General features: G+C 58.6%; 22 protein-coding genes and 1 tRNA gene. 13 read left to right on the forward strand and 10 right to left on the reverse strand.

Annotated features, from left to right (window positions below):
- The first annotated feature begins 17 nt into the window (after positions 1–17).
- The 5 genes from ACR3E7_RS06620 (at position 18) to ACR3E7_RS06640 (ending at position 3251) form a co-directional block, all read left to right on the forward strand.
- The gene (locus ACR3E7_RS06620) at positions 18–989 is read left to right on the forward strand and encodes a beta-ketoacyl-ACP synthase III (RefSeq protein WP_170774494.1); all 972 of its coding nucleotides are present in this window, start codon (positions 18–20) and stop codon (positions 987–989) included.
- A 96-nt stretch (positions 990–1085) separates the two neighbouring features.
- Positions 1086–1388, forward strand: coding sequence for an integration host factor subunit alpha (gene ihfA, locus ACR3E7_RS06625; RefSeq protein ID WP_480502509.1), 303 nt, complete (start codon positions 1086–1088; stop codon positions 1386–1388).
- An 18-nt stretch (positions 1389–1406) separates the two neighbouring features.
- A complete protein-coding gene (locus tag ACR3E7_RS06630) occupies positions 1407–1973 on the forward strand; it encodes a MerR family transcriptional regulator (RefSeq protein ID WP_170788736.1) in 567 nt (188 codons plus the stop codon).
- 60 nt (positions 1974–2033) lie between these two features.
- Positions 2034–2110, forward strand: a tRNA-Pro gene (locus ACR3E7_RS06635).
- Positions 2111–2171: 61 nt separating this feature from the next.
- A complete protein-coding gene (locus ACR3E7_RS06640) occupies positions 2172–3251 on the forward strand; it encodes a 2'-deoxycytidine 5'-triphosphate deaminase (RefSeq protein WP_480502510.1) in 1080 nt (359 codons plus the stop codon).
- Here the strand turns inward: ACR3E7_RS06640 and ACR3E7_RS06645 are convergent.
- The 6 genes from ACR3E7_RS06645 to argS form a co-directional block, all read right to left on the reverse strand.
- Positions 3248–3472 (reverse strand): hypothetical protein, encoded by a 225-nt coding sequence (locus ACR3E7_RS06645; protein ID WP_170788738.1) that lies wholly within the window; start codon positions 3470–3472, stop codon positions 3248–3250. The two genes, ACR3E7_RS06640 and ACR3E7_RS06645, sit on opposite strands and share 4 nt — an antisense overlap.
- Before the next feature lie 64 nt (positions 3473–3536).
- Positions 3537–4187, reverse strand: coding sequence for an SMC-Scp complex subunit ScpB (gene scpB / locus ACR3E7_RS06650; RefSeq protein WP_170782557.1), 651 nt, complete (start codon positions 4185–4187; stop codon positions 3537–3539).
- On the reverse strand, positions 4180–4974 hold the full coding sequence (locus ACR3E7_RS06655; RefSeq protein WP_170788739.1) for a segregation and condensation protein A: 795 nt from the start codon (positions 4972–4974) through the stop codon (positions 4180–4182). Before ACR3E7_RS06655 ends, scpB begins: the two co-directional genes overlap by 8 nt.
- On the reverse strand, positions 4964–5971 hold the full coding sequence (gene nagZ / locus ACR3E7_RS06660; RefSeq protein WP_480502511.1) for a beta-N-acetylhexosaminidase: 1008 nt from the start codon (positions 5969–5971) through the stop codon (positions 4964–4966). Before nagZ ends, ACR3E7_RS06655 begins: the two co-directional genes overlap by 11 nt.
- Positions 5968–7020 carry an SPOR domain-containing protein gene (locus ACR3E7_RS06665; protein WP_480502512.1) on the reverse strand — a complete coding sequence of 351 codons (1053 nt, stop codon included), beginning with the start codon at positions 7018–7020 and terminating at the stop codon, positions 5968–5970. The genes nagZ and ACR3E7_RS06665 overlap by 4 nt, the downstream gene beginning before the upstream one ends.
- Before the next feature lie 88 nt (positions 7021–7108).
- A complete protein-coding gene (gene argS / locus ACR3E7_RS06670; RefSeq protein WP_480502513.1) occupies positions 7109–8854 on the reverse strand; it encodes an arginine--tRNA ligase in 1746 nt (581 codons plus the stop codon).
- A 133-nt stretch (positions 8855–8987) separates the two neighbouring features.
- Between argS and ACR3E7_RS06675 the strand changes: the two genes are divergently transcribed.
- Complete coding sequence (locus ACR3E7_RS06675) at positions 8988–9539, forward strand: putative pterin-binding protein (RefSeq protein WP_480502514.1); 552 nt, start codon at positions 8988–8990, stop codon at positions 9537–9539.
- On the opposite strand, the gene ACR3E7_RS06680 is transcribed toward ACR3E7_RS06675, so the two are convergent.
- The gene (locus ACR3E7_RS06680) at positions 9521–10693 is read right to left on the reverse strand and encodes a deoxyguanosinetriphosphate triphosphohydrolase (protein ID WP_480502515.1); all 1173 of its coding nucleotides are present in this window, start codon (positions 10691–10693) and stop codon (positions 9521–9523) included. The two genes, ACR3E7_RS06675 and ACR3E7_RS06680, sit on opposite strands and share 19 nt — an antisense overlap.
- A 76-nt stretch (positions 10694–10769) precedes the next feature.
- Here ACR3E7_RS06680 and ACR3E7_RS06685 point away from each other — a divergent pair, with 76 nt between their 5' ends.
- Positions 10770–11093, forward strand: a complete 324-nt coding sequence (locus ACR3E7_RS06685; RefSeq protein ID WP_170774515.1) for a HesB/IscA family protein — start codon at positions 10770–10772, stop codon at positions 11091–11093.
- 284 nt (positions 11094–11377) lie between these two features.
- Positions 11378–12157 carry an exodeoxyribonuclease III gene (gene xth, locus ACR3E7_RS06690; protein ID WP_480502516.1) on the forward strand — a complete coding sequence of 260 codons (780 nt, stop codon included), beginning with the start codon at positions 11378–11380 and terminating at the stop codon, positions 12155–12157.
- A 4-nt stretch (positions 12158–12161) separates the two neighbouring features.
- On the opposite strand, the gene ACR3E7_RS06695 is transcribed toward xth, so the two are convergent.
- Both ACR3E7_RS06695 and dksA read right to left on the reverse strand, forming a co-directional pair.
- Positions 12162–13313: an FAD-dependent monooxygenase gene (locus tag ACR3E7_RS06695; RefSeq protein WP_480502517.1), complete on the reverse strand. Its 1152-nt coding sequence runs from the start codon at positions 13311–13313 to the stop codon at positions 12162–12164.
- A 70-nt stretch (positions 13314–13383) separates the two neighbouring features.
- Positions 13384–13806, reverse strand: coding sequence for an RNA polymerase-binding protein DksA (gene dksA, locus ACR3E7_RS06700; RefSeq protein WP_170774521.1), 423 nt, complete (start codon positions 13804–13806; stop codon positions 13384–13386).
- Between the two features lie 372 nt (positions 13807–14178).
- Here dksA and ACR3E7_RS06705 point away from each other — a divergent pair, with 372 nt between their 5' ends.
- The 5 genes from ACR3E7_RS06705 (at position 14179) to ACR3E7_RS06725 (ending at position 18293) form a co-directional block, all read left to right on the forward strand.
- Complete coding sequence (locus tag ACR3E7_RS06705) at positions 14179–15024, forward strand: AAA family ATPase (protein WP_170788747.1); 846 nt, start codon at positions 14179–14181, stop codon at positions 15022–15024.
- 97 nt (positions 15025–15121) lie between these two features.
- Entirely contained in the window at positions 15122–15571 is a 450-nt protein-coding gene (locus ACR3E7_RS06710) for an N-acetyltransferase family protein (RefSeq protein ID WP_480502518.1), read from the forward strand.
- Positions 15568–16932, forward strand: coding sequence for a DUF2927 domain-containing protein (locus tag ACR3E7_RS06715; protein ID WP_170788749.1), 1365 nt, complete (start codon positions 15568–15570; stop codon positions 16930–16932). The genes ACR3E7_RS06710 and ACR3E7_RS06715 overlap by 4 nt, the downstream gene beginning before the upstream one ends.
- Positions 16933–16935: 3 nt before the next feature.
- Positions 16936–17106 (forward strand): hypothetical protein, encoded by a 171-nt coding sequence (locus tag ACR3E7_RS06720; RefSeq protein ID WP_170788750.1) that lies wholly within the window; start codon positions 16936–16938, stop codon positions 17104–17106.
- 2 nt (positions 17107–17108) lie between these two features.
- Positions 17109–18293: a vWA domain-containing protein gene (locus tag ACR3E7_RS06725; protein ID WP_170782570.1), complete on the forward strand. Its 1185-nt coding sequence runs from the start codon at positions 17109–17111 to the stop codon at positions 18291–18293.
- On the opposite strand, the gene trhA is transcribed toward ACR3E7_RS06725, so the two are convergent.
- The gene (gene trhA, locus ACR3E7_RS06730; RefSeq protein ID WP_480502884.1) at positions 18282–18965 is read right to left on the reverse strand and encodes a PAQR family membrane homeostasis protein TrhA; all 684 of its coding nucleotides are present in this window, start codon (positions 18963–18965) and stop codon (positions 18282–18284) included. The genes ACR3E7_RS06725 and trhA overlap by 12 nt on opposite strands.
- Positions 18966–18982: the final 17 nt, after the last annotated feature.

Here is an 18982-nt window from a genome sequence, read left to right on the forward strand (position 1 = left end):
AAAGGCAGTACCCCAACATGGCAGGCCGTTCAGTTGTTGTAGGTGTCGGACATTATTTGCCAGAGCGAATTGTGCCGAATTCCGAGTTCGAAAAGTCGCTTGATACGTCCGATGAGTGGATCAAGACGCGGTCCGGCATCGAACGCCGCCATTTCGCAGCCGAGGGCGAGACCACATCCGACATGGCCACAAAGGCAGCCGAAGCAGCGCTTGCCGATGCTGGACTGACGGCCGACGACATCGACGCCATCGTTCTGGCCACATCGACGGCGGACCTGACCTTCCCTTCAGCGGCTACCATGGTGCAATCGCGGTTGGGTATGACCAAAGGCTTTGCCTTTGACGTTCAGGCCGTCTGTGCGGGATTCGTTTACGCTCTGACTAATGCCAACGCACTGATCCTTTCGGATCAGGCCAAGCGGGTGCTGGTAATCGGGGCCGAAACCTTCTCGCGAATCATGGATTGGACGGACCGGTCCACCTGCGTGCTTTTTGGCGATGGTGCGGGCGCGCTGATTCTTGAACGCCAAGAAGGTGACGGCACGGCCGAAGATCGCGGTATTCTCGCTACTGATCTGAATTCCGACGGTCGCTATAAAGACTTGTTGTATGTAGACGGCGGCGTGTCGACGCAAACAACGGGCTATCTGCGGATGAAGGGCAATCAACTGTTCCGCCAGGCGGTTGAACGTTTGACCTCAACTGCTGAGACTTGCTTGGAAAAAGTGGGTTTGGGTCACGAGGATGTGGATTGGATTGTCCCCCATCAAGCCAATATCCGCATCATTCAGGGCACCGCCAAGAAATTGGGCGTTCCCATGGATCACGTCGTAGTCACCCTACAGGATCACGGCAACACTTCTGCGGCATCGATTCCCTTGGCCATGTCCGTGGCCAAGCAACGCGGCCAGTTCAAACCGGGTGATTTGCTTGTTACTGAGGCAATCGGGGGTGGATTGGCCTGGGGATCAGTCCTCCTTCGGTGGTAACAGGCGCAAAACGGCTTACACACAGACCTGCAATTCATTGATATTGACAGTGAATTTGCCCTGACCCTATGCTCTACCATCAACAGGGGGATTGGCATGGGCGACAAAACACTGACCCGAATGGATCTGAGCGAGGCCGTTTTTCGCGAGGTTGGCCTTTCACGCAATGAAAGCGCACAGCTGGTCGAAAGGGTTCTGGACCATATGTCCGACGCGCTGGTGCGGGGTGAGCAGGTTAAGATTTCGTCTTTCGGAACATTCAGCGTTCGGGACAAAACTGCCCGTATCGGCCGCAACCCCAAAACCGGGGAAGAGGTTCCTATTCAGCCGCGCCGCGTGCTGACCTTCCGCCCGTCGCATCTGATGAAGGATCGCGTCGCCGCAGGAAACCGCAAATAGGATCAGGACGGCAGCGCCATGAGCAAGTCCCCAGACGCCTTTCGCACGATCAGTGAAGTAGCGGACTGGCTGGGCGTTCAGGCCCATGTCCTGCGATTCTGGGAAAGCCGCTTCACGCAGGTCAAACCGGTCAAACGCGCCGGTGGGCGGCGCTATTACCGCCCCAATGACATGCGCTTGCTGGGTGGTATCAAAAAGCTGCTGCACGAGGATGGGATCACCATCAAAGGCGTGCAGCGCATTTTGCGCGAACAGGGCGTGGCCTATGTCGCCTCATTGTCTCAGGGTTTGGAGGATGAGGCCAAGCCCGCCGCAACCGACGACAACGTGGTCGTTCCCTTTACAACAAAGCCCGCGCCCCAAGAGCAGATCTCGCTTGATTTGCCCGAGGCACCGGTGCCCGCAGCACCCGCGCCGCCGCAGCCTGTATTGGACAAGCTGGATGAGGCGCCGTTGCTGGGCGGCATCGCCACCCAAGCGTGGAATCGGACCGAATTTGACGACCAGCTTTTGCGTCAGATCGCGCCTGTTGCCCGTGACCTGCGCGCCCTTCTGAACCGAATTGAGAATCGGTCGGCGGGATAAGAAAAAGGCAATGTTTTCCTCTTGCCCCTGCCGGGAAAACCGTTATGAACACTCCAACGTCGGGCTATGGCGCAGCCTGGTAGCGCGTCCGTCTGGGGGACGGAAGGTCGCAGGTTCGAGTCCTGCTAGCCCGACCAAATCACACCGACGTTTATGGCAGACAGGCCAGATCCCGCTCTGGCATCAGGGGGGATCGGAATGACAGGTGTATGCCCAAACCAGCAGATCGAAGGCATGATTGCACGCGGTGAGATCACCGCCGATCCCGCCATAATCGACCCGCAGGTACAACCGGCCAGCCTTGACTTGCGTTTGGGAACAGTGGCTTACCGCGTGCGCGCCTCATTTCTGGCAGGCGAAGGGCGCTCGGTCGCCGACCGTCTGGCCGAGTTCGAGATGCACCGCATCGACATTAGCGACGGTGCGGTTCTGGAAAAGGGTTGCGTCTATCTGGTGCCACTGATGGAATCACTCGCCCTGCCCGACAGCGTGACCGCCGTGGCCAATGCCAAAAGCTCGACCGGGCGGCTGGACTTGCTGACCCGCACCATCACCGATGGCGGCACCGAGTTCGACCGGGTGCCTGCGGGTTATACCGGGCCTCTATATGCCGAAATTTGCCCGCGATCATTCTCGGTCCTGGTGCGGCCCGGAATGCGTCTGAACCAAATCCGGTTCCGTCAGGGCCAAGCGGTGCTAAGCGATGCGGAACTAAACGCGCTGCACGCCGAGTCGCCATTGGTGGATGGACCGGCCGTGATTCAGGACGGGCTGGGCTTTTCGGTTGATCTGCAACTGCCCGATACCGATCTGGTGGGCTATCGTGCCAAGCCACACACGGGTGTGATCGATCTGGACCGGATCGGCGAATACGACCCGCAGGAATACTGGGAAGAGGTACGCACCACGGATGGTCGCATCATCCTCGATCCCGGCGCGTTCTATATTCTGGTCAGCCGCGAGGCGGTGCATATCCCGCCCTTGTATGCCGCTGAAATGGCCCCTTATCTGGCTATGGTTGGTGAATTCCGGGTGCACTACGCCGGCTTCTTCGATCCCGGTTTCGGCCACGCGGCCGCTGGAGGCGCGGGTTCACGCGGAGTGCTGGAAGTGCGCTGCCACGAGGCCCCTTTTGTGCTGGAACATGGACAGGTCGTCGGGCGTTTGGTCTATGAGAAAATGGCCGAGATGCCCACGCAACTCTATGGCGCGGGCATTGCCTCGAACTATCAGGGACAGGGGTTGAAGCTGTCCAAGCACTTCAAGCCGGTTGGCTAGAACTTCATAAAGCGGCGCATCTGGCGGGTCATCTTCTGCGCTTGCCTCATGTTTTGAGAAGGGCGTGGACCGCTGCTTTGTTTCTGTTGGCCTGAATCACCGCCCTGATCCGATTTGCCGCCCATACGGCTGGCCATATCAAAGCCCTTGTCCACGCCTTTATTGACCAGACGGCGCATCACCTGACGCACGATCATATCGATCATTCGATTGGCATTCATTGCTCAACTCCGTTTCCTGAACCTCAAAATAGGTGATCTGTCTGGCAACAAAAGGGCCGTTTGATCACTCTTCCTCGAACAGTTCCACCTGATCTTCATCTTCTTCTTCGTCGCTGCCCTCTCCCAAGGGAATCGTACCCGGAGGTGGCCTGTTTTCCAGCAACCCTGCGGCGCGCAATTCCTGAAGCCCTGGAAGGTCGCGGGCGTTTTCCAGCCCGAAATGATCCAGAAACTGCGGCGTAACCACAAATGTCACCGGACGGCCCGGTGTCATGCGACGACGCCCCAGCCTGATCCACTCCATTTCCAGCAACTGGTCAATGGTCCCGCGCGAGACGGACACGCCACGGATTTCCTCGATCTCGGCCCGCGTGCAGGGCTGGTGATAGGCCACGATGGCCAGCGTTTCGATGGCGGCACGGCTGAGTTTTCGTGTCTCAACCGTTTCCTTTTGCATCAAAAAGCCCAGATCAGGGGCTGTGCGGATGGCCCAGGCCTCTCCCACGCGCACAACGCGCACGCCGCGCCCTTCATAGCGCTTGCGCAGCAGATCAACCGCTTGTGCCGCGTCGCTGCCGTGGGGCATCCGGGCTTCAAGATCGCTGATCGAAACGGGTTCAGCACTCGCGAACAGCACGGCTTCGACCATACGTTCCTGTTCGGCCAAGGGGGGCGCTTCGAACAGGGTGCCGGTTTCCTCAGAGGTTTCAGTCACGTGTTTCGGTCCTCTTGCGCAGATGGATCGGTGCAAAGGTTTCGCTTTGCTTGATCTCCATATGTCCTTCTTTCACCAGCTCCAACGAGGCCGCAAACGTCGCCGCCGTGGCCGAGCGCCGCCGCACCGGATCGGCATCCCAACCGTCGGGCAGATAGGTCTCCATATCTGTCCAGGCGCCCGCAAACCCGATCAAGGGGCGCATCCGTTCCAACGCCTGTTCCATGGTAAAGACAGCATCGCGGTCCATGACAAAGGGTCGGAATTCATCGCGGGTGCGGATGCGCGCATAACCCTGCATCAGATCCAACAACGTGGCTGAATAGGTCACGGTGCGGATGCGAGTGACATCCTCACCCTGCCCCCGTTTGAAGAAATCACGCCCCAACTGATCCCGCGCCATCAGACGTGCAGCCGCGTCGCGCATGGCCTGAAGGCGTTCAAGTTGGAACGCCAGATGCGCGGCCAATTCCTCACCAGACGGTCCTTCGTCATCGGGATCGGGCGGCAGCAGCAGGCGGGATTTCAGAAAGGCCAGCCAAGCGGCCATGACCAGATAATCCGCCGCCAGTTCGATCCGCAGCGCACGGGCTTTTTCAACGAAGGTCAGATATTGCTGCGCCAGCGCCAAAACCGAGATTCTGCGCAGGTCAACTTTCTGCGTCCGCGACAGGGTCAGCAGCACGTCCAATGGGCCTTCGAACCCGTCGACGTCAACAATCAGCGCCTCGGCGACAAGCCGATCCGCGACCGAGACCGGATCTTCGCTAAAAAGGTTATCGTTCATATACCTGCCCGCCCATTAGGGCAGATAGTTCCGCCTCGGCGGCTTCGATGTCAAGTTCCACAGGCTTTTGCCGCATCGACAGCGCTTTTTCGGCGCGTTTTTGCGCTAGTGGGGTCATCTCTCCGACGGCGTCCAGCACCTTGGCGCGGACTTCAAAAGTACCGTTGCAATGCAGAACCACGTCGCAGCCCGCAGCCAGCGCTTGCCCGGCGATTTCTTCGGGCGCGCCGGACAGGGCTTTCATCGAGATATCGTCGGTCATAATCAGCCCGTCAAATCCGATCTTGTCACGGATCAGGCCGATCATCGTAGGTGAAATCGTCGCCGGTTGCGGGTCGATCCGGTCATAGACTAGATGTGCGGTCATCCCCATCGGCAGGTCGTTCAGCGCGCGAAACGGTGCGAAATCGGCCCCTTCCAGTGCTTCTTGAGTCAGATCCACATGCGGCAGGTCATGGTGGCTGTCCAGCGTGGACAAGCCATGCCCGGGCATGTGTTTGATGACCGGAAGAACACCGCCGTCCAGATGCCCTTTGGCAACCGCGCGGCCAAGTTTCGCAACCTGTTTAGGATCAGAGCCATAGCAGCGGTTCTTGAGGAACGCATGGGTGTCGTCACGCGCCAGATCAACCATCGGGGCACAGTTGCTGTCGATCCCAAGCTCGAACAATTCTAGCGCGATCAAGCGATAGCGCAGATACATCGCCCGTTCGGCCTGTTCCCCAGCACGAGCCGCATGATCCAGCGGCGGGGCCCATTCGCGTGCCAAAGGCGCGCGCAGGCGCTGAACGCGTCCACCTTCCTGATCAATCGTTATCGGGCAGTTGCGGCCCACCGCCTCGCGAAAGTCGTCACACAGGGCGCGCACTTGATCGGCGGTGTCGATATTTCGGGCAAAGAGGATGAACCCGAACGGGTTCATCTCGCGGAACAGTTTTTTCTCGTCGGGTGTAAGCCGCAGCCCTTCCGCGTCAGAGATCGCAGCGCCGAATGTCACCGGGCTGCGACCGGGATACAGTCAGCCCCCTGCGCCTGAAGCGCAGCACAGAACTGACGCGAGTCGCTCAGATCATCAAAACCCAAAACCCGCAGCCGATAGAATGTGCGTCCACCGCTTGAGGTTTTTTGAATAACTCGTTGTTTTCCATCCATATACTCACCGAATCGACCGTTCAGGCGATCCCATTCTGATTGCGCAACCTGGGTGCTTTCATAGGCCCCGAGCTGGGCCATACGGGTGCCCTTTGAAAGGGTATCAGCGTCGACATCCAAGCCAACAGCGGCTTTGACAGCCGCATTGATGGCATCTTCGGTGCTGCTGCTAGGTGTGATCGGGTTGCTGATCCTGCGTGCCGGGCGTGTGATGGGCCGCAGCGACCGGCGCACACCGGGCAGCGCTGCAATTGCGGGGTCCGGCAGTTGCGCTGCGTAGTCCGCAGGGTCAATCGCCGGTTCGTCGTCAAGCGCAAGCGACGCCAGTTGCACACCGTCCTGTGGCTGTTCAATTGGCTTGTCCGCCAGTTCAGCAACCACCGCATCCACGGCACCTTGGCGCAGTTGCGCCGCCTCTTGATCAGAGATTTCTTCTTCCACCAAGTGCACGGCCGGTGTGGGCTTCAGCGGTTCAACCGGCGTGTCTTCATCCGTTAGCGAAACGGGGCGCGGCGCCAAAATCAATCGATCTGCAGGCGGCGCAGCGGTGCCGACGGCTGCCACTGCGTTCACCGCCAAGCCCTGATGATCTGCAGGTGTCCCACCTGGATTTTCCGGCTGGATACGCATCGGCCCTTCGATCGCGCGGACAACCGGAACACCGCTGACATCGCGCATGACCAACTTATAGCCCCAAACGGCGATACCGGCGACCAAAGCCAAGGACGCGGCCGCCCCCAGAAAATTCACGATCCGACCCAAGCCCGCTGCCTGCGGCGTCTCTTCATACCCGTGCAAGTCGTCGGAATAATCGTAACCGCCCTGAACCGAGGGTTGATTCGTGTAATGCATCTGCTCGGGACGCATCTGCCCCGAGTAAACGTTATTTGCCATGTCCGCCTCACCGCCCGTTTCGCGCCGGAAAATAAGGCGCGCGGGTCATTTCTTGCCTACCTCGTACCGGCGGTTCGGGCGGTGTTTGTTACCGCATCTCCTGCGCCGGGGTAACGCCAAGAATACCCAAGCCCGCTGAAATCACAACAGAAACGGCACGGGCCAAAGCGATTTTTGACTGGCTTGTGGCAACATCGCCATCCTGAATGAACCGCAGTTGGGTTTCGTCGTTGCCCTTGTTCCACAGCGCGTGGAAGTCTCCGGCCAGTTCATAAAGGTAGAACGCAACGCGGTGCGGCTCGTTCGTGCGGGCAGCGATTTCCACCAGACGCGGCCATTCGGCCAGCTTTTTAGCAACAGTCAACTCGGATGCGTGATCGTTCTTACTCAGATCGGCCCCTTTGAGGGTCGCATCATCTGTGGCGATCCCGGCCTCAGCCGCGCGGCGCAAAACGCTCATGACGCGGGCATGGGCGTATTGCACGTAGAACACAGGGTTCTCGCGGCTTTGCTCCAGCACCTTGTCGAAATCAAAATCCAGCGGCGCGTCGTTCTTGCGGGTCAGCATGACGAAACGCGTAACATCCGGCCCCACCTGATCCACCACATCGCGCAGAGTGACAAAGTTCCCTGCCCGTTTAGACATCTTGAACGGCTCGCCATTCTTCCAAAGCTTCACCAACTGGGTCAGCTTGATATCCAGCGGCACCTTGCCATCGGACAGCGCCGACACAGCCGCCTTCATCCGTTTGACATAGCCGCCGTGGTCGGCACCAAACACGTCGATCAGAGCGTCAAAGCCACGGCTCACCTTGTCATAGTGATAGGCGATATCGGGCGCGAAATAGGTCCACGCGCCGTCTGATTTCTTGACCGGACGGTCCACGTCATCGCCATGTTCGGTCGATTTGAACAGGGTCTGCTCGCGCGGCTCCCAATCTTCGGGCTTTTTGCCTTTGGGCGGCTCCAGCACGCCTTCATAGATCAGGCCCTTGTCGGTCAGCGATTGCAGCGCAGCCTCGATCCGGCCCGTGCCATAGAGAGATTTCTCAGAAAAGAACACGTCCATCTCGACGCCCAGCGCCTTCAGATCAGCACGGATCAGGTCCATCATCGCATCGGTGGCAAAGTTGCGCAGGTCCTCAAGCCATTCGCTTTCAGGCTTGTCGATCAGGGTATCGCCGTATTTCTCTTTCAGCGCCTCGCCGATCGGGATCAGATAGTCACCGGGATAGAGCCCCTCGGCAATCTCGGGGCTGAGGCCATTGGCCTCGCGATACCGCTCATAGGCCGAACGCGCTAGTACATCCACCTGCGCGCCGCCATCGTTGATGTAATACTCACGCGTAACTTCATGGCCAGAATAAGCCAGCAGGCTTGCCAAGGCGTCACCGAAGACCGCGCCCCGCGTATGGCCTACATGCAGCGGACCGGTGGGATTGGCCGAGACATATTCGACGTTCACCTTCTGCCCGTGTCCCATGGTCGAGCGACCATAATCGTTGCCCTGTTCCAGCACGGCGGTCAGCACACCCTGCCAGACCGACGGCGCCAGCCGCAGGTTCAAAAACCCCGGCCCTGCCACCTCGGCGCTGGTGATCCGATCATCGGCAGCCAGCTTTCCGGCCAGCACATCGGCAATGTCGCGCGGCTTCATCTTGGCTGGTTTTGCCAATACCATCGCCGCGTTGGTCGCCATATCGCCATGTGCCGCGTCGCGCGGAGGCTCAACCGCCACGTTGTCAAAGCTCAGTCCCTCGGGCATAGCACCTTCGGACTGCATCTGCGCCAGCGCGCCCAGTACAAGGGCGCGGATCTCGGAAAACAGGTTCATTTCGAATGTCCTTTTGCTTGCCCGGCGGTTTATCACGCAGCGCGGTAAGGTCAATGGATGCCTAAAGTTTGACCTTGGTTTGGGCGCAATCCCCGCTACAGTCTGCCCGAACTGCGAAATTCGGAGACCATTGATGCGCCTCGCCCTACCCCTCAGCCTGCTTCTGTCCACCGCCCTGCCCGTTCTGGCCGAGATGCCCGCACCGCAAGGACATGTGCTGGTGACATTGGGTGGCGCTGTCAGCGAAACCAACCTGCCGGCGCGGGGCGAGAATGATGGCGGGCTGCTTGGGTTTCTCGAAGTGACCCATGAGGGTGCAGCAGGGTTTGACGCGGCCCTTCTGGACAGCCTACCCCAGATTCAAATCACTATTCCCTATGGCCCGCCCGATCATCAGCGCAACTACACTTTCAGTGGCCCGCTGCTGTCGGACGTTATGATCCTTGCGGGAGCCGAAGGAAAAACCGCACGTCCCATGGCAATGGACGGGTATCAGGCGGAAATCCCATGGGACAGCATTTCGACGTACAAACCCATTTTAGCCACCCATGCCGACGGTGAACCGATGGGCGTCGGAGGATATGGCCCCACCATGATCGTGTTCCCGCCAACCGACGATGCCGACGCAACCGACTCGCAAGCCAGCCAACAGGTCTGGGCGCTGGCCTATATCGGGATCGAGTGACCCGTCGGCGCGGGTCGTCCTGTCAACCGTACATGATCCTGTATCGCAAACCGGTCCGTCATCCCGGCGATATAGTCTGACACGATCCGGGCAAGTGCGGTTTCATTGTCAGCCGCCTCAATCTCAGCGTGCCAGCGGGCCGGCATTTGACGGGGGTCCCCGAGATAAATCGGGAACAACTCTTCGACGATCTTGCTAACTTCGGCCCGCACCTCCATCACCGAGGGCGCGCGATACATTCGGGTGAACAGAAAGGCGCGGATGTCCTGCAACTGCGCCCACAATTGCTCCGAGAACTGGATCACCGGGCGACCCAAATGGCGGATATCTTCCACCGATTGCGCACCAGATTCGGCAATTAACCCAGCGGACGTGTCGATCACATCCGAGACCATGACCCCAAAGACGCGCCTCAAAGCCTCATGCCTGCGCCGATACGGGTCCAGTGCTGGGTACGCACGATCGACCTCGGCATAGCACGTACCCACAATCGGCAGGGTTTGAATTTCGTCATCACTGAACAAATCCGCCCGCAGCCCGTCCAGCAAATCATGGTTGTTATAAGCGATATCATCTGACAATGCGGCCACTTGCGCCTCGGCGCTGGCATGGGTGTGCAGTTCCAGATCAAAAACGCCGTTGCACTCTGCCAACGCCCAAGGCAACACGCCCTCAACTGGGCCGTTGTGCTTGGCAATCCCTTCCAACGTCTCCCATGTCAGGTTGCAGCCATCGAACTCGGCATAGTGCCGCTCCAGCTTGGTCACGATACGAATGGCTTGTGCATTGTGATCGAAGCCACCATAGGGCTGCATGATGGCATGCAACGCATCCTCACCCGTATGACCAAATGGTGTATGACCCAAATCATGAGCCAAAGCGACGGCCTCGGTCAGTTCCGGGTTAAGGCCCAAAGCACCGGAAATAGTCCGCGCCACCTGCGCCACCTCAATGGAATGCGTCAGGCGGGTGCGATAGCTATCCCCTTCATGCTCCACAAAAACCTGCGTCTTGTGCTTGAGCCGCCGAAACGCGCTGGCATGAATGATCCTGTCACGATCGCGCTGAAAGCATGACCGAAAACTGCTCTCTTCCTCTGGCACCAACCGCCCTCGCGCGCGACTGGGGTCCGAGGCAAAACCCGCTCTTTCCAAAGGTCTTGTCCTTGTCGCCTGTCCTTGGGTTTTCTATATGGTAGTGTGGTACAGAAATAAACCTTTGGAGCGTGGCATGAATCTGCCCCCAACAGTCACCGAACGCGCCTTCGACCGTCTGGCTGAAATCGGCGCTGCGGATCAGGGACAAGCCCTGCGCGTCGCGGTAGAAGGCGGCGGCTGTTCCGGGTTCCAATACGAGATCGCCCTGGACGAACCGAAAGAGGATGATCTGATCCTTGAGGGTAAAGGACAGAAAGTCATCGTGGACTCGGTCTCGTTGCCGTTTTTGGAAAACGCGGTCATAGACTTTACACAGGAACTGATCGGTGCACGGTTTGTGATCGAAAACCCGAACGCGACCTCATCGTGCGGCTGCGGCACATCATTTTCCATGTAAGCAAAGGCGGGGGCGTTGCCCCCACACCCCCAGGATATTTATAGCCAGATGAAGAAGGGATCCGCTCTCCGACCTCAATGCCGGAGAGCTTCACCTGGCGCGGTCATCGGCGTCCCCGCCTGTACCGCATATTAGAGATCGCACGGATTGGTTAACGATCCGTTTCTTCATCTGGCTAAAAATATCCCGGAGCGCGAGGCAGAGCCTCGCTCCCCAGCCCTCCGCCATCTTGCCGCTGCGTTCATTCTGCGCGATAGGTTGCCAATGGCTCTGGAGGATTGCGCATGAAAATCGCCACATTCAACATCAACGGTATCAAAGCACGGATTGAGGCTCTGCCCCGTTGGCTGGATGACGCGCAGCCCGACATCGTGTTGCTGCAAGAGATCAAGTCGGTGGATGAGAACTTTCCCAAGGAACTTTTCGAAGACCGGGGCTACAATGTCGAAACCCACGGGCAGAAAAGCTTTAACGGCGTAGCGATCCTTTCAAAATTCCCGCTTGAGGATGTATCACGAGGGCTACCGGGCGACGATGACGACGAACAAGCGAGGTGGATTGAGGCGACGGTCGTCGGAAAGCACTCGTTGCGGATTTGCGGTTTGTATCTGCCTAACGGCAATCCGGCTCCGGGACCGAAATATGACTATAAGCTTGCCTGGATGGAGCGCCTTTATCAGCGCGCGCAGGAGCTGATTGCTGGTGAAGAGCCGGCACTGGTGGCCGGGGATTACAACATCATTCCTCAGGCCGAAGACGCCGCACGTCCCGAGGCATGGCGGGAGGATGCTCTGTTTCGGCCTGAAAGCCGGGCGGCATTTCGTAAAATCCTGAACCTCGGCTTTACCGAGGCGTTCCGGGCGCGCACACAGGGGCCTGGGCACTATTCCTTTTGGGATTATCAGGCCGGGGCATGGAACAGGAATGACGGCATCCGCATCGACCATTTCCTGTTGACCCCGCAGGCGGCAGATCTGATGCGCGATTGCCGGATTGATTCCGAGATACGCGGGCACGAAAAGCCTTCAGATCACGTTCCGGTTTGGGTGGAACTCGATCTTTAATTCCTTATTCGGTCGGGTCGTAGTTGTAGATCCAGTCGTATTTGCGTGCCAATTTCCCACCGATAACGGACAAGGCCAGTTGCGCGCCCAGACGCATCAGTCCGCGCAAGTGGAAATTGCGGGCATTGGCACCAGCGGTGGCCACGACGTTGCGGGCTCTGGGGCGGCGGGTAGTCTCGTAGACCGAAAGCGCCTGGGTCACTCCTGATTGCTCAGAAAATGCACGCGCCAAGATCCAGGCGTCCTCCAACGCAAGACATGCCCCCTGCGCCATGAAAGGTAGTGTGGGGTGGGCAGCGTCCCCCAGCAAAGCAAGCCGACCGTTCTGCCAACTTTGCGCCACCGGCCGCAGGTAAAGGGCCCAAAGGTGGGTTTGCGCAACCTCGGTCAGCACCTCCCGCACTGGGCCGCCGAAATCCTGAAAGCGCGCCCTAAGATCGTCAGGATCACCTTCCCTGCGCCAACTTTCATCTGTCCAGTCCGAGCGTTCCTCGATTGCTACCACATTCATCATTTGCTGGTCACGTAGAGGGTACAAGACCACATGGCGACCCGGGCCCATTGTCAGTGACGCACATGGCGCTCGGTCGCGTTGAGCCCATGGTATCGTTGCACGCCAAGCGATTTGGCGGGTGAATTGCGGCTGTTCCTCTCCGTTCAGGATCGGACGCAGAATGCTGCGTCCTCCGTCTGCAGCGATGGCGCATTCGGTGCGCAATCGCTCACCGCTTTGTAAAACCACTTCGGCTTCGCCAGGATGTTTGATCACCTGCGACACTTGAGCACCCAACCGAATATCGACCCCCGCGTTTCGCGCGGCCTTCGCCAACAGATCCAATAGATCGGCGCGATGGTAGTAGTAGGTCGGGCCGGCCGTCGGGGGCGGAATACGGCTGATGACGCGGCCTCGGCGGTAGTCGCGAAGAATCGTTCCGTTTGAGCGTTGTCCTACACGCGGCTCTGTGTGCTCAACACCCAGCGCACGCAGCACAGCCATGCCATTAGCGCTGATCTGAAGGCCCGCGCCCACTTCGGTCAGGGCTGGTGCTTGTTCCAGCACCGTCACCTGCGCGCCCTTCAGGCGCAGGGCCAGAGCAGCCGCCAAACCACCAATACCGCCGCCGATTACGGCAAAACTCAAACCGTCGTTATTCATGCGCAAGGCTTAACGCAAAAACGCCGAGGCGACAGGCCCCGGCGTCAAAGATTTCCGAATTTCGCAGCGATCAATCGTCGCGGTGGACCTTCTCGCGGCGTTCGTGACGCTCTTGCGCCTCAAGCGTCATGGTCGCGATCGGGCGCGCATCCAGACGCCGCAGCGAGATCGGATCACCCGTCATTTCGCAATAGCCGTACTCGCCCTCATCAATCCGGCGCAGAGCCGAGTCGATCTTGGCCACCAGCTTGCGCTGACGGTCGCGGGTGCGCAGTTCCAGCGCGCGATCGGTTTCCTCGCTCGCGCGGTCTGCAACGTCCGGAATGTTACGAGTGTTGTCTTGCAGACCTTCGATCGTGTCGCGGCTGCCTGCCAAAAGTTCAGTCTTCCAGTCCAGCAGCTTACGACGAAAATACTCAAGCTGCTTGTCGTTCATAAATGGTTCGTCTTCGGCTGGACGATAATCTTCGGGCAGAAATACTTCCTGCTTCATTTTTGCTCCCTCGGTGTGGCCTGCAACGCCGAGTGCTCTCTCTTCACCAGACATGAGGCATTCCCTTCTGCGGAGCGTTTATCTGACGGCGCGGGGATTGTCACTATGCAAACGACGCGCCTGTGTTGTGTAATCCTAAAGCGTCTAAATATGAGACAACTAATAACAAAACCTTGTTTTTCTGTGAAAAAGTGCGGGCGATTTCTGGGCAAACTTTATATTGCCTCAGGGTGTGTTAGCGCACGAATCAAGCAAAGCCCTTGGAGTTGCTGGTCAATTCCGCATCGGGCGACGCAGCGACGTGGGTTGTAAAAATCTTCGCCCCTCTGTAACCCCAAAGGCACAACCTGCGCGACCTATCATGAGGCCCCAATGACCGCACGCTTTCAAGGCACAGCCGAATATGTTGCCACCGATGATCTGACCATCGCCGTCAACGCCGCGGTCACTTTGGAACGGCCTTTGCTGGTCAAGGGCGAGCCGGGCACCGGTAAGACCGAACTGGCCAAGCAGGTAGCTGGTGCGCTGGGTCTGAAGATGATCGAGTGGAACGTAAAGTCCACCACCCGCGCCCAACAGGGCCTGTATGAATATGACGCCGTCAGCCGTCTGCGCGACAGCCAGTTGGGCGATGAGCGCGTGCATGACGTGTCGAACTATATCCGCAAGGGCAAGCTGTGGCAGGCATTCGACGCCGACGAAAAGGTCGTGCTGCTGATTGATGAGATCGACAAGGCCGATATCGAATTTCCCAACGACCTGCTGCAGGAACTCGATAAGATGGAGTTCCATGTCTACGAGACTGGTGAGACAATCAAAGCCAAGAACCGGCCTATTGTGATCATCACCTCGAATAACGAAAAGGAACTGCCTGACGCCTTCCTGCGCCGGTGTTTCTTTCACTATATCCGCTTCCCAGATGAGACCACGATGCGCCGCATCGTCGAGGTCCATCACCCTGGGATCAAGGATGCCCTGCTGACCACCGCGCTGACACAGTTCTATGAAATCCGTGAGACGCAGGGGCTGAAGAAAAAGCCCTCGACCTCGGAAGTGCTGGACTGGCTCAAGCTGTTGCTGGCCGAGGATCTGACCGCCGAGGATCTGAAACGCGACGGGGCGAATGCGCTGCCCAAGTTACATGGCGCGCTGCTGAAAAATGAGCAGGATGTGCATCTGTTCGAACGTCTGGCCTTTATGGCGCGTAGCAAACGCTGAACATCCAGTGATCAGCCTTGCCTTACGGCAAGCGGGCTGTCAGCATTGGCACATGATCGCCCGACTGTCGGGCATCCGAGCAGATGGGGCAATCTGAGTGTCTGACACCCTTACGATCCGTGCCTTGCGGCCCGATGACCGGGCCGAATGGGCTGAGATGTGGCGCGATTATCTGGCGTTCTACGAAACATCCGTACCCGACAAAACCTATGACAGCACATTCGCGCGGCTTTTAGGGGATGATCCGCATGATTTCTCGTGCTTTGTTGCCGAAAGCTCCGATGGTTTGGTCGGCCTGACGCACTACCTGTTTCACCGCCATGCGTGGAAAGAGGAAAGTGTCTGCTACCTTCAGGATCTGTTCGCCCGCCCCGAGGCGCGCGGAACCGGCGTTGGACGCGCGCTAATTCAAGCCGTGTATGACGAGGCTGACCGACAAGGCGCGCCATCGGTCTATTGGCTGACGCAAGAATTCAACCATACCGCGCGCAAATTGTATGATCGGATCGGCAAACAGACACCTTTCATTCGGTATCAACGCGCATGATCCGCTGGGCTGCTCTTGTGTTCGGTTTGGCATTGGCTGGATGTACGGCTGTTTCCGTCCCAGAACCACCCAGCCGGGTGAAGCCCACAGTTGAAGGGCTGCCGCCCCCAAAGGCCTTTGTAACCCCGCGCCCTACCCCGCCCGGTCGGGCAAATGCCGATATGGCGCGCGATTTCGTATCACTTCACTTTGCGCTGGAAAGCGGCACGCCCCTACCGGTCTTTACTCGCTTCGAGGGGCCCGTAACGGTGCGCCTGACCGGCCAGGTTACTCCGTCGATGCAGCAGGACTTGACCCGGTTGCTCAACCGTCTGCGCCGCGAAGCCCGGATCGACATCAAGCAAATCCCCGAAGGTCAGGCAAATATCACCATCGAGGCCGTCACTCAGGACCAAATTCAGGATATCCTGCCGCAAGCCGCCTGTTTCGTCGTCCCGAACGCCTCCAGTTTCGAGGAATACAGCCGGGATCGGCGCAAGAAGAAAAGCAGTTGGGTCCGGCTGCAAGACCGGCAGCGACTGGGGATTTTCATCCCCTACGATGCCAGCCCGCAGGAAAAGCGCGATTGCCTGCACGAAGAGATTGCACAGGCTCTGGGGCCGCTGAACGACCTGTATCACCTGCCGGATTCAGTCTTTAACGATGACAACATACATACCGTTCTGACCGGGTTCGATATGCTGATGCTGCGCGCCGCCTACTCGCCTGACTTGCGCAGCGGCATGAGCCGTGAACAAGTCGAAGCCGTTATCCCCGGCATTCTACGCCGTCTGAACCCAAACGGCGAAGTCCAGCCCGTAGGTCCCCCTTCAGAAACCCCGCGTGAATGGATCAGGGCGGTGCAAAAATCGCTGAACCCCAACCGCAACGTGCAGGCCCGGCTACGCTCTGCCCAGCGCGCCGCGCAGATCGGACAGGAACAGGGCTGGACCGACCACCGCCGCGCCTATCCGCACTACCTGATGGGGCGCATGGGGCAATTTGACAACCCGCAAGCCGCTTTGCGCGAATATGATATCGCGCTGCAATTTCTGCGCACGTCACCGAGTACTGAGGTGCATCAGGCCTACATTACCACGCAGCTTGGCGCCTATGCGCTGGCGCAAGGCAGCGGTCCCGACTTCCTGCCCGAATTGGACAAAGCCATCGACGTGATGACCCGCGCCGAGAATGCCTCGCAACTTGCGACGCTGCTGCTGCTGAAATCCGAGGCGCTGAATCAGGCCGGACGCCCGGTCGAGGCACGTTCCGTCAGGCTGGACAGTCTGGGATGGGCACGCTACGGCTTTGGCTCGGAAACGGTGGTCCGGTCGTTGATGCAAGAGGTTGCAGAAGCGCCGTCCAATAACAGAGGCGGTTAACGCATGGTCGTAGTTCTGGGAATGGCGATACTGGGGGCAATCCTCGGGGCACTGACGGCACGCAGACGTAATGGCAGCGGCGCGGATATGGCGCAATACGCTGCGGGCTACGGCATCGCCTTTTCGTTGGTGGGTCTCGTCCTGTCCCTCATTCTCGTCCGACTGATCGCGTAGCCATGTTCCTGCCCTTCTTCGAAAACCTCCGCAAAGCCCGTATTCCCGTCTCACTACGCGAATATCTGACCTTTCTGGAAGGCATGAAAAAGGGCCTAGCCACCTATGATGTCGAGGCATTCTACTACCTCGCCCGCGTTTCGATGGTGAAGGACGAGCGCAATATCGACAAGTTCGATCAGGCCTTTGCTGCAAGTTTCAAGGGCTTGGAAGAGATCAGCTTTGATCAGGTGATCGAGGCCGTGGACATCCCCGCCGAGTGGCTGGCCAAGATGGCCGAAAAACACCTGTCCGAGGACGAAAAGGCCGAGATCGAGGCCATGGGCGGGTTCGAAAAACTGATGGAGACGCTGCAAGAGCGTCTCAAGGATCAGGAAAGCCGCCATCAGGGCGGCAACAAATGGATCGGCACTGCCGGGACCTCTCCGTTCGGGGCGTATGGCTATAACCCCGAGGGCGTGCGCATCGGCCAGAAGGAAAGCCGCCATCAGCGCGCGGTCAAGGTCTGGGACAAGCGCGAATTCAAGAATCTGGACGACACGGTCGAACTGGGTACCCGCAACATCAAAGTCGCCCTGAAACGCCTGCGCCGTTGGGCACGCGAGGGCGCGGCGGATGAGCTGGACCTTGACGGCACCATCCGCGCCACCGCCGAACACGGTTATCTGGACGTCAAAACCCGGCCCGAACGTCACAACGCGGTCAAAGTGCTGCTGTTTCTGGACGTGGGCGGCTCAATGGACCCGCATATCAAGGTGGTCGAAGAGCTGTTCTCGGCCGCGCGGACCGAGTTCAAGCATCTGGAATATTACTACTTCCACAACTGCTTGTACGAAGGCGTCTGGCGCGACAACGCCCGCCGCTGGGATCAGCAGACCCCCACCCATGAGGTGCTGCGCACCTACGGCCCCGATTACAAATGTATTTTCGTAGGCGATGCCTCCATGAGCCCCTATGAAATCGCCTACCCCGGCGGGGCGAATGAGCACTGGAACCAAGAGGCAGGTCAGGTCTGGCTGCAACGCGCACGAGACCAGTGGAATTCAAACCTGTGGATCAACCCAGTGCCCGAGAAATACTGGGAATACACTCATTCCGTTAGCATGATCCGCGAGATTTTCGAGGACCGCATGGTGCCGATGACCTTGGCTGGGCTGGAACAGGGCATGCGCGAGCTAACGCGATAAAGGTTCGCTCGGTAACGCCGGGGCCCATGCCGTATGCGCGGAAACGGCGGCAAAAAACAGAACGCTGTCTGTCAGAACAAAAACATGCCAGATCGTGTTGTGAAAAGGCAGCCAGTCCAACAGGTAAAAGGCAATCCCGGTCGTGTAGACAATGCCGCCTGCGACCATCAGCCAGATAACGGGATGGGACAGGTCCGCTAGCAGAGATTGCCCCGCCCAGACGACGGCCCACCCCATTAAAACGTAGAGCCCCAACCCAAACCATCGAAAGCGATGCGGGTCAATCATCTTCAGGGCCGACCCAAGCGTTGCCGAAGACCACAAACCAATCAACAAACCCGGCGACTGTCCGCCCGAAATCAATATGAATGGCGTATAGGTTCCAGCAATTTTCACATAGATTCCGGAATGGTCCAACCGCTGCAATACATGCCCCCACCTGTCCGATTGCACCATGTTGTAAGCTGCCGAAAGCGACAGCATCAGAATAAGCGTGACCCCATAAACTGAAACGCCCAGTATCGCGGCGGGCTCGGTGCGGTACTGAACCGTCAAGAAAATGAGCGTAGGAACCGCGATGCTGGCGGCGCTGACGCCCAGAATATGCACAAACCCGTCGCTGATACGCTCGGCGCGGCTGTAAGATGGGCGGATTTCTGCAAAAGACCACATGATAACAAGGGTATGGC

The organism is Ruegeria sp. BK1 (genome assembly GCF_056535645.1).

Coding starts and splice junctions, on each gene's coding strand:
- ACR3E7_RS06620 (WP_170774494.1), top strand. CDS start 18: ATGGCAGGCCGTTCAGTTGTTGTAGGTGTCGGACATTATTTGCCAGAG.
- ihfA (WP_480502509.1), top strand. CDS start 1,086: ATGGGCGACAAAACACTGACCCGAATGGATCTGAGCGAGGCCGTTTTT.
- ACR3E7_RS06630 (WP_170788736.1), top strand. CDS start 1,407: ATGAGCAAGTCCCCAGACGCCTTTCGCACGATCAGTGAAGTAGCGGAC.
- ACR3E7_RS06640 (WP_480502510.1), top strand. CDS start 2,172: ATGACAGGTGTATGCCCAAACCAGCAGATCGAAGGCATGATTGCACGC.
- ACR3E7_RS06645 (WP_170788738.1), bottom strand. CDS start 3,472: ATGAATGCCAATCGAATGATCGATATGATCGTGCGTCAGGTGATGCGC.
- ACR3E7_RS06655 (WP_170788739.1), bottom strand. CDS start 4,974: ATGAACGATAACCTTTTTAGCGAAGATCCGGTCTCGGTCGCGGATCGG.
- ACR3E7_RS06665 (WP_480502512.1), bottom strand. CDS start 7,020: ATGGCAAATAACGTTTACTCGGGGCAGATGCGTCCCGAGCAGATGCAT.
- argS (WP_480502513.1), bottom strand. CDS start 8,854: ATGAACCTGTTTTCCGAGATCCGCGCCCTTGTACTGGGCGCGCTGGCG.
- ACR3E7_RS06675 (WP_480502514.1), top strand. CDS start 8,988: ATGCGCCTCGCCCTACCCCTCAGCCTGCTTCTGTCCACCGCCCTGCCC.
- ACR3E7_RS06685 (WP_170774515.1), top strand. CDS start 10,770: ATGAATCTGCCCCCAACAGTCACCGAACGCGCCTTCGACCGTCTGGCT.
- xth (WP_480502516.1), top strand. CDS start 11,378: ATGAAAATCGCCACATTCAACATCAACGGTATCAAAGCACGGATTGAG.
- ACR3E7_RS06695 (WP_480502517.1), bottom strand. CDS start 13,313: ATGAATAACGACGGTTTGAGTTTTGCCGTAATCGGCGGCGGTATTGGT.
- dksA (WP_170774521.1), bottom strand. CDS start 13,806: ATGAAGCAGGAAGTATTTCTGCCCGAAGATTATCGTCCAGCCGAAGAC.
- ACR3E7_RS06705 (WP_170788747.1), top strand. CDS start 14,179: ATGACCGCACGCTTTCAAGGCACAGCCGAATATGTTGCCACCGATGAT.
- ACR3E7_RS06715 (WP_170788749.1), top strand. CDS start 15,568: ATGATCCGCTGGGCTGCTCTTGTGTTCGGTTTGGCATTGGCTGGATGT.
- ACR3E7_RS06720 (WP_170788750.1), top strand. CDS start 16,936: ATGGTCGTAGTTCTGGGAATGGCGATACTGGGGGCAATCCTCGGGGCA.
- ACR3E7_RS06725 (WP_170782570.1), top strand. CDS start 17,109: ATGTTCCTGCCCTTCTTCGAAAACCTCCGCAAAGCCCGTATTCCCGTC.
- trhA (WP_480502884.1), bottom strand. CDS start 18,965: ATGTGGTCTTTTGCAGAAATCCGCCCATCTTACAGCCGCGCCGAGCGT.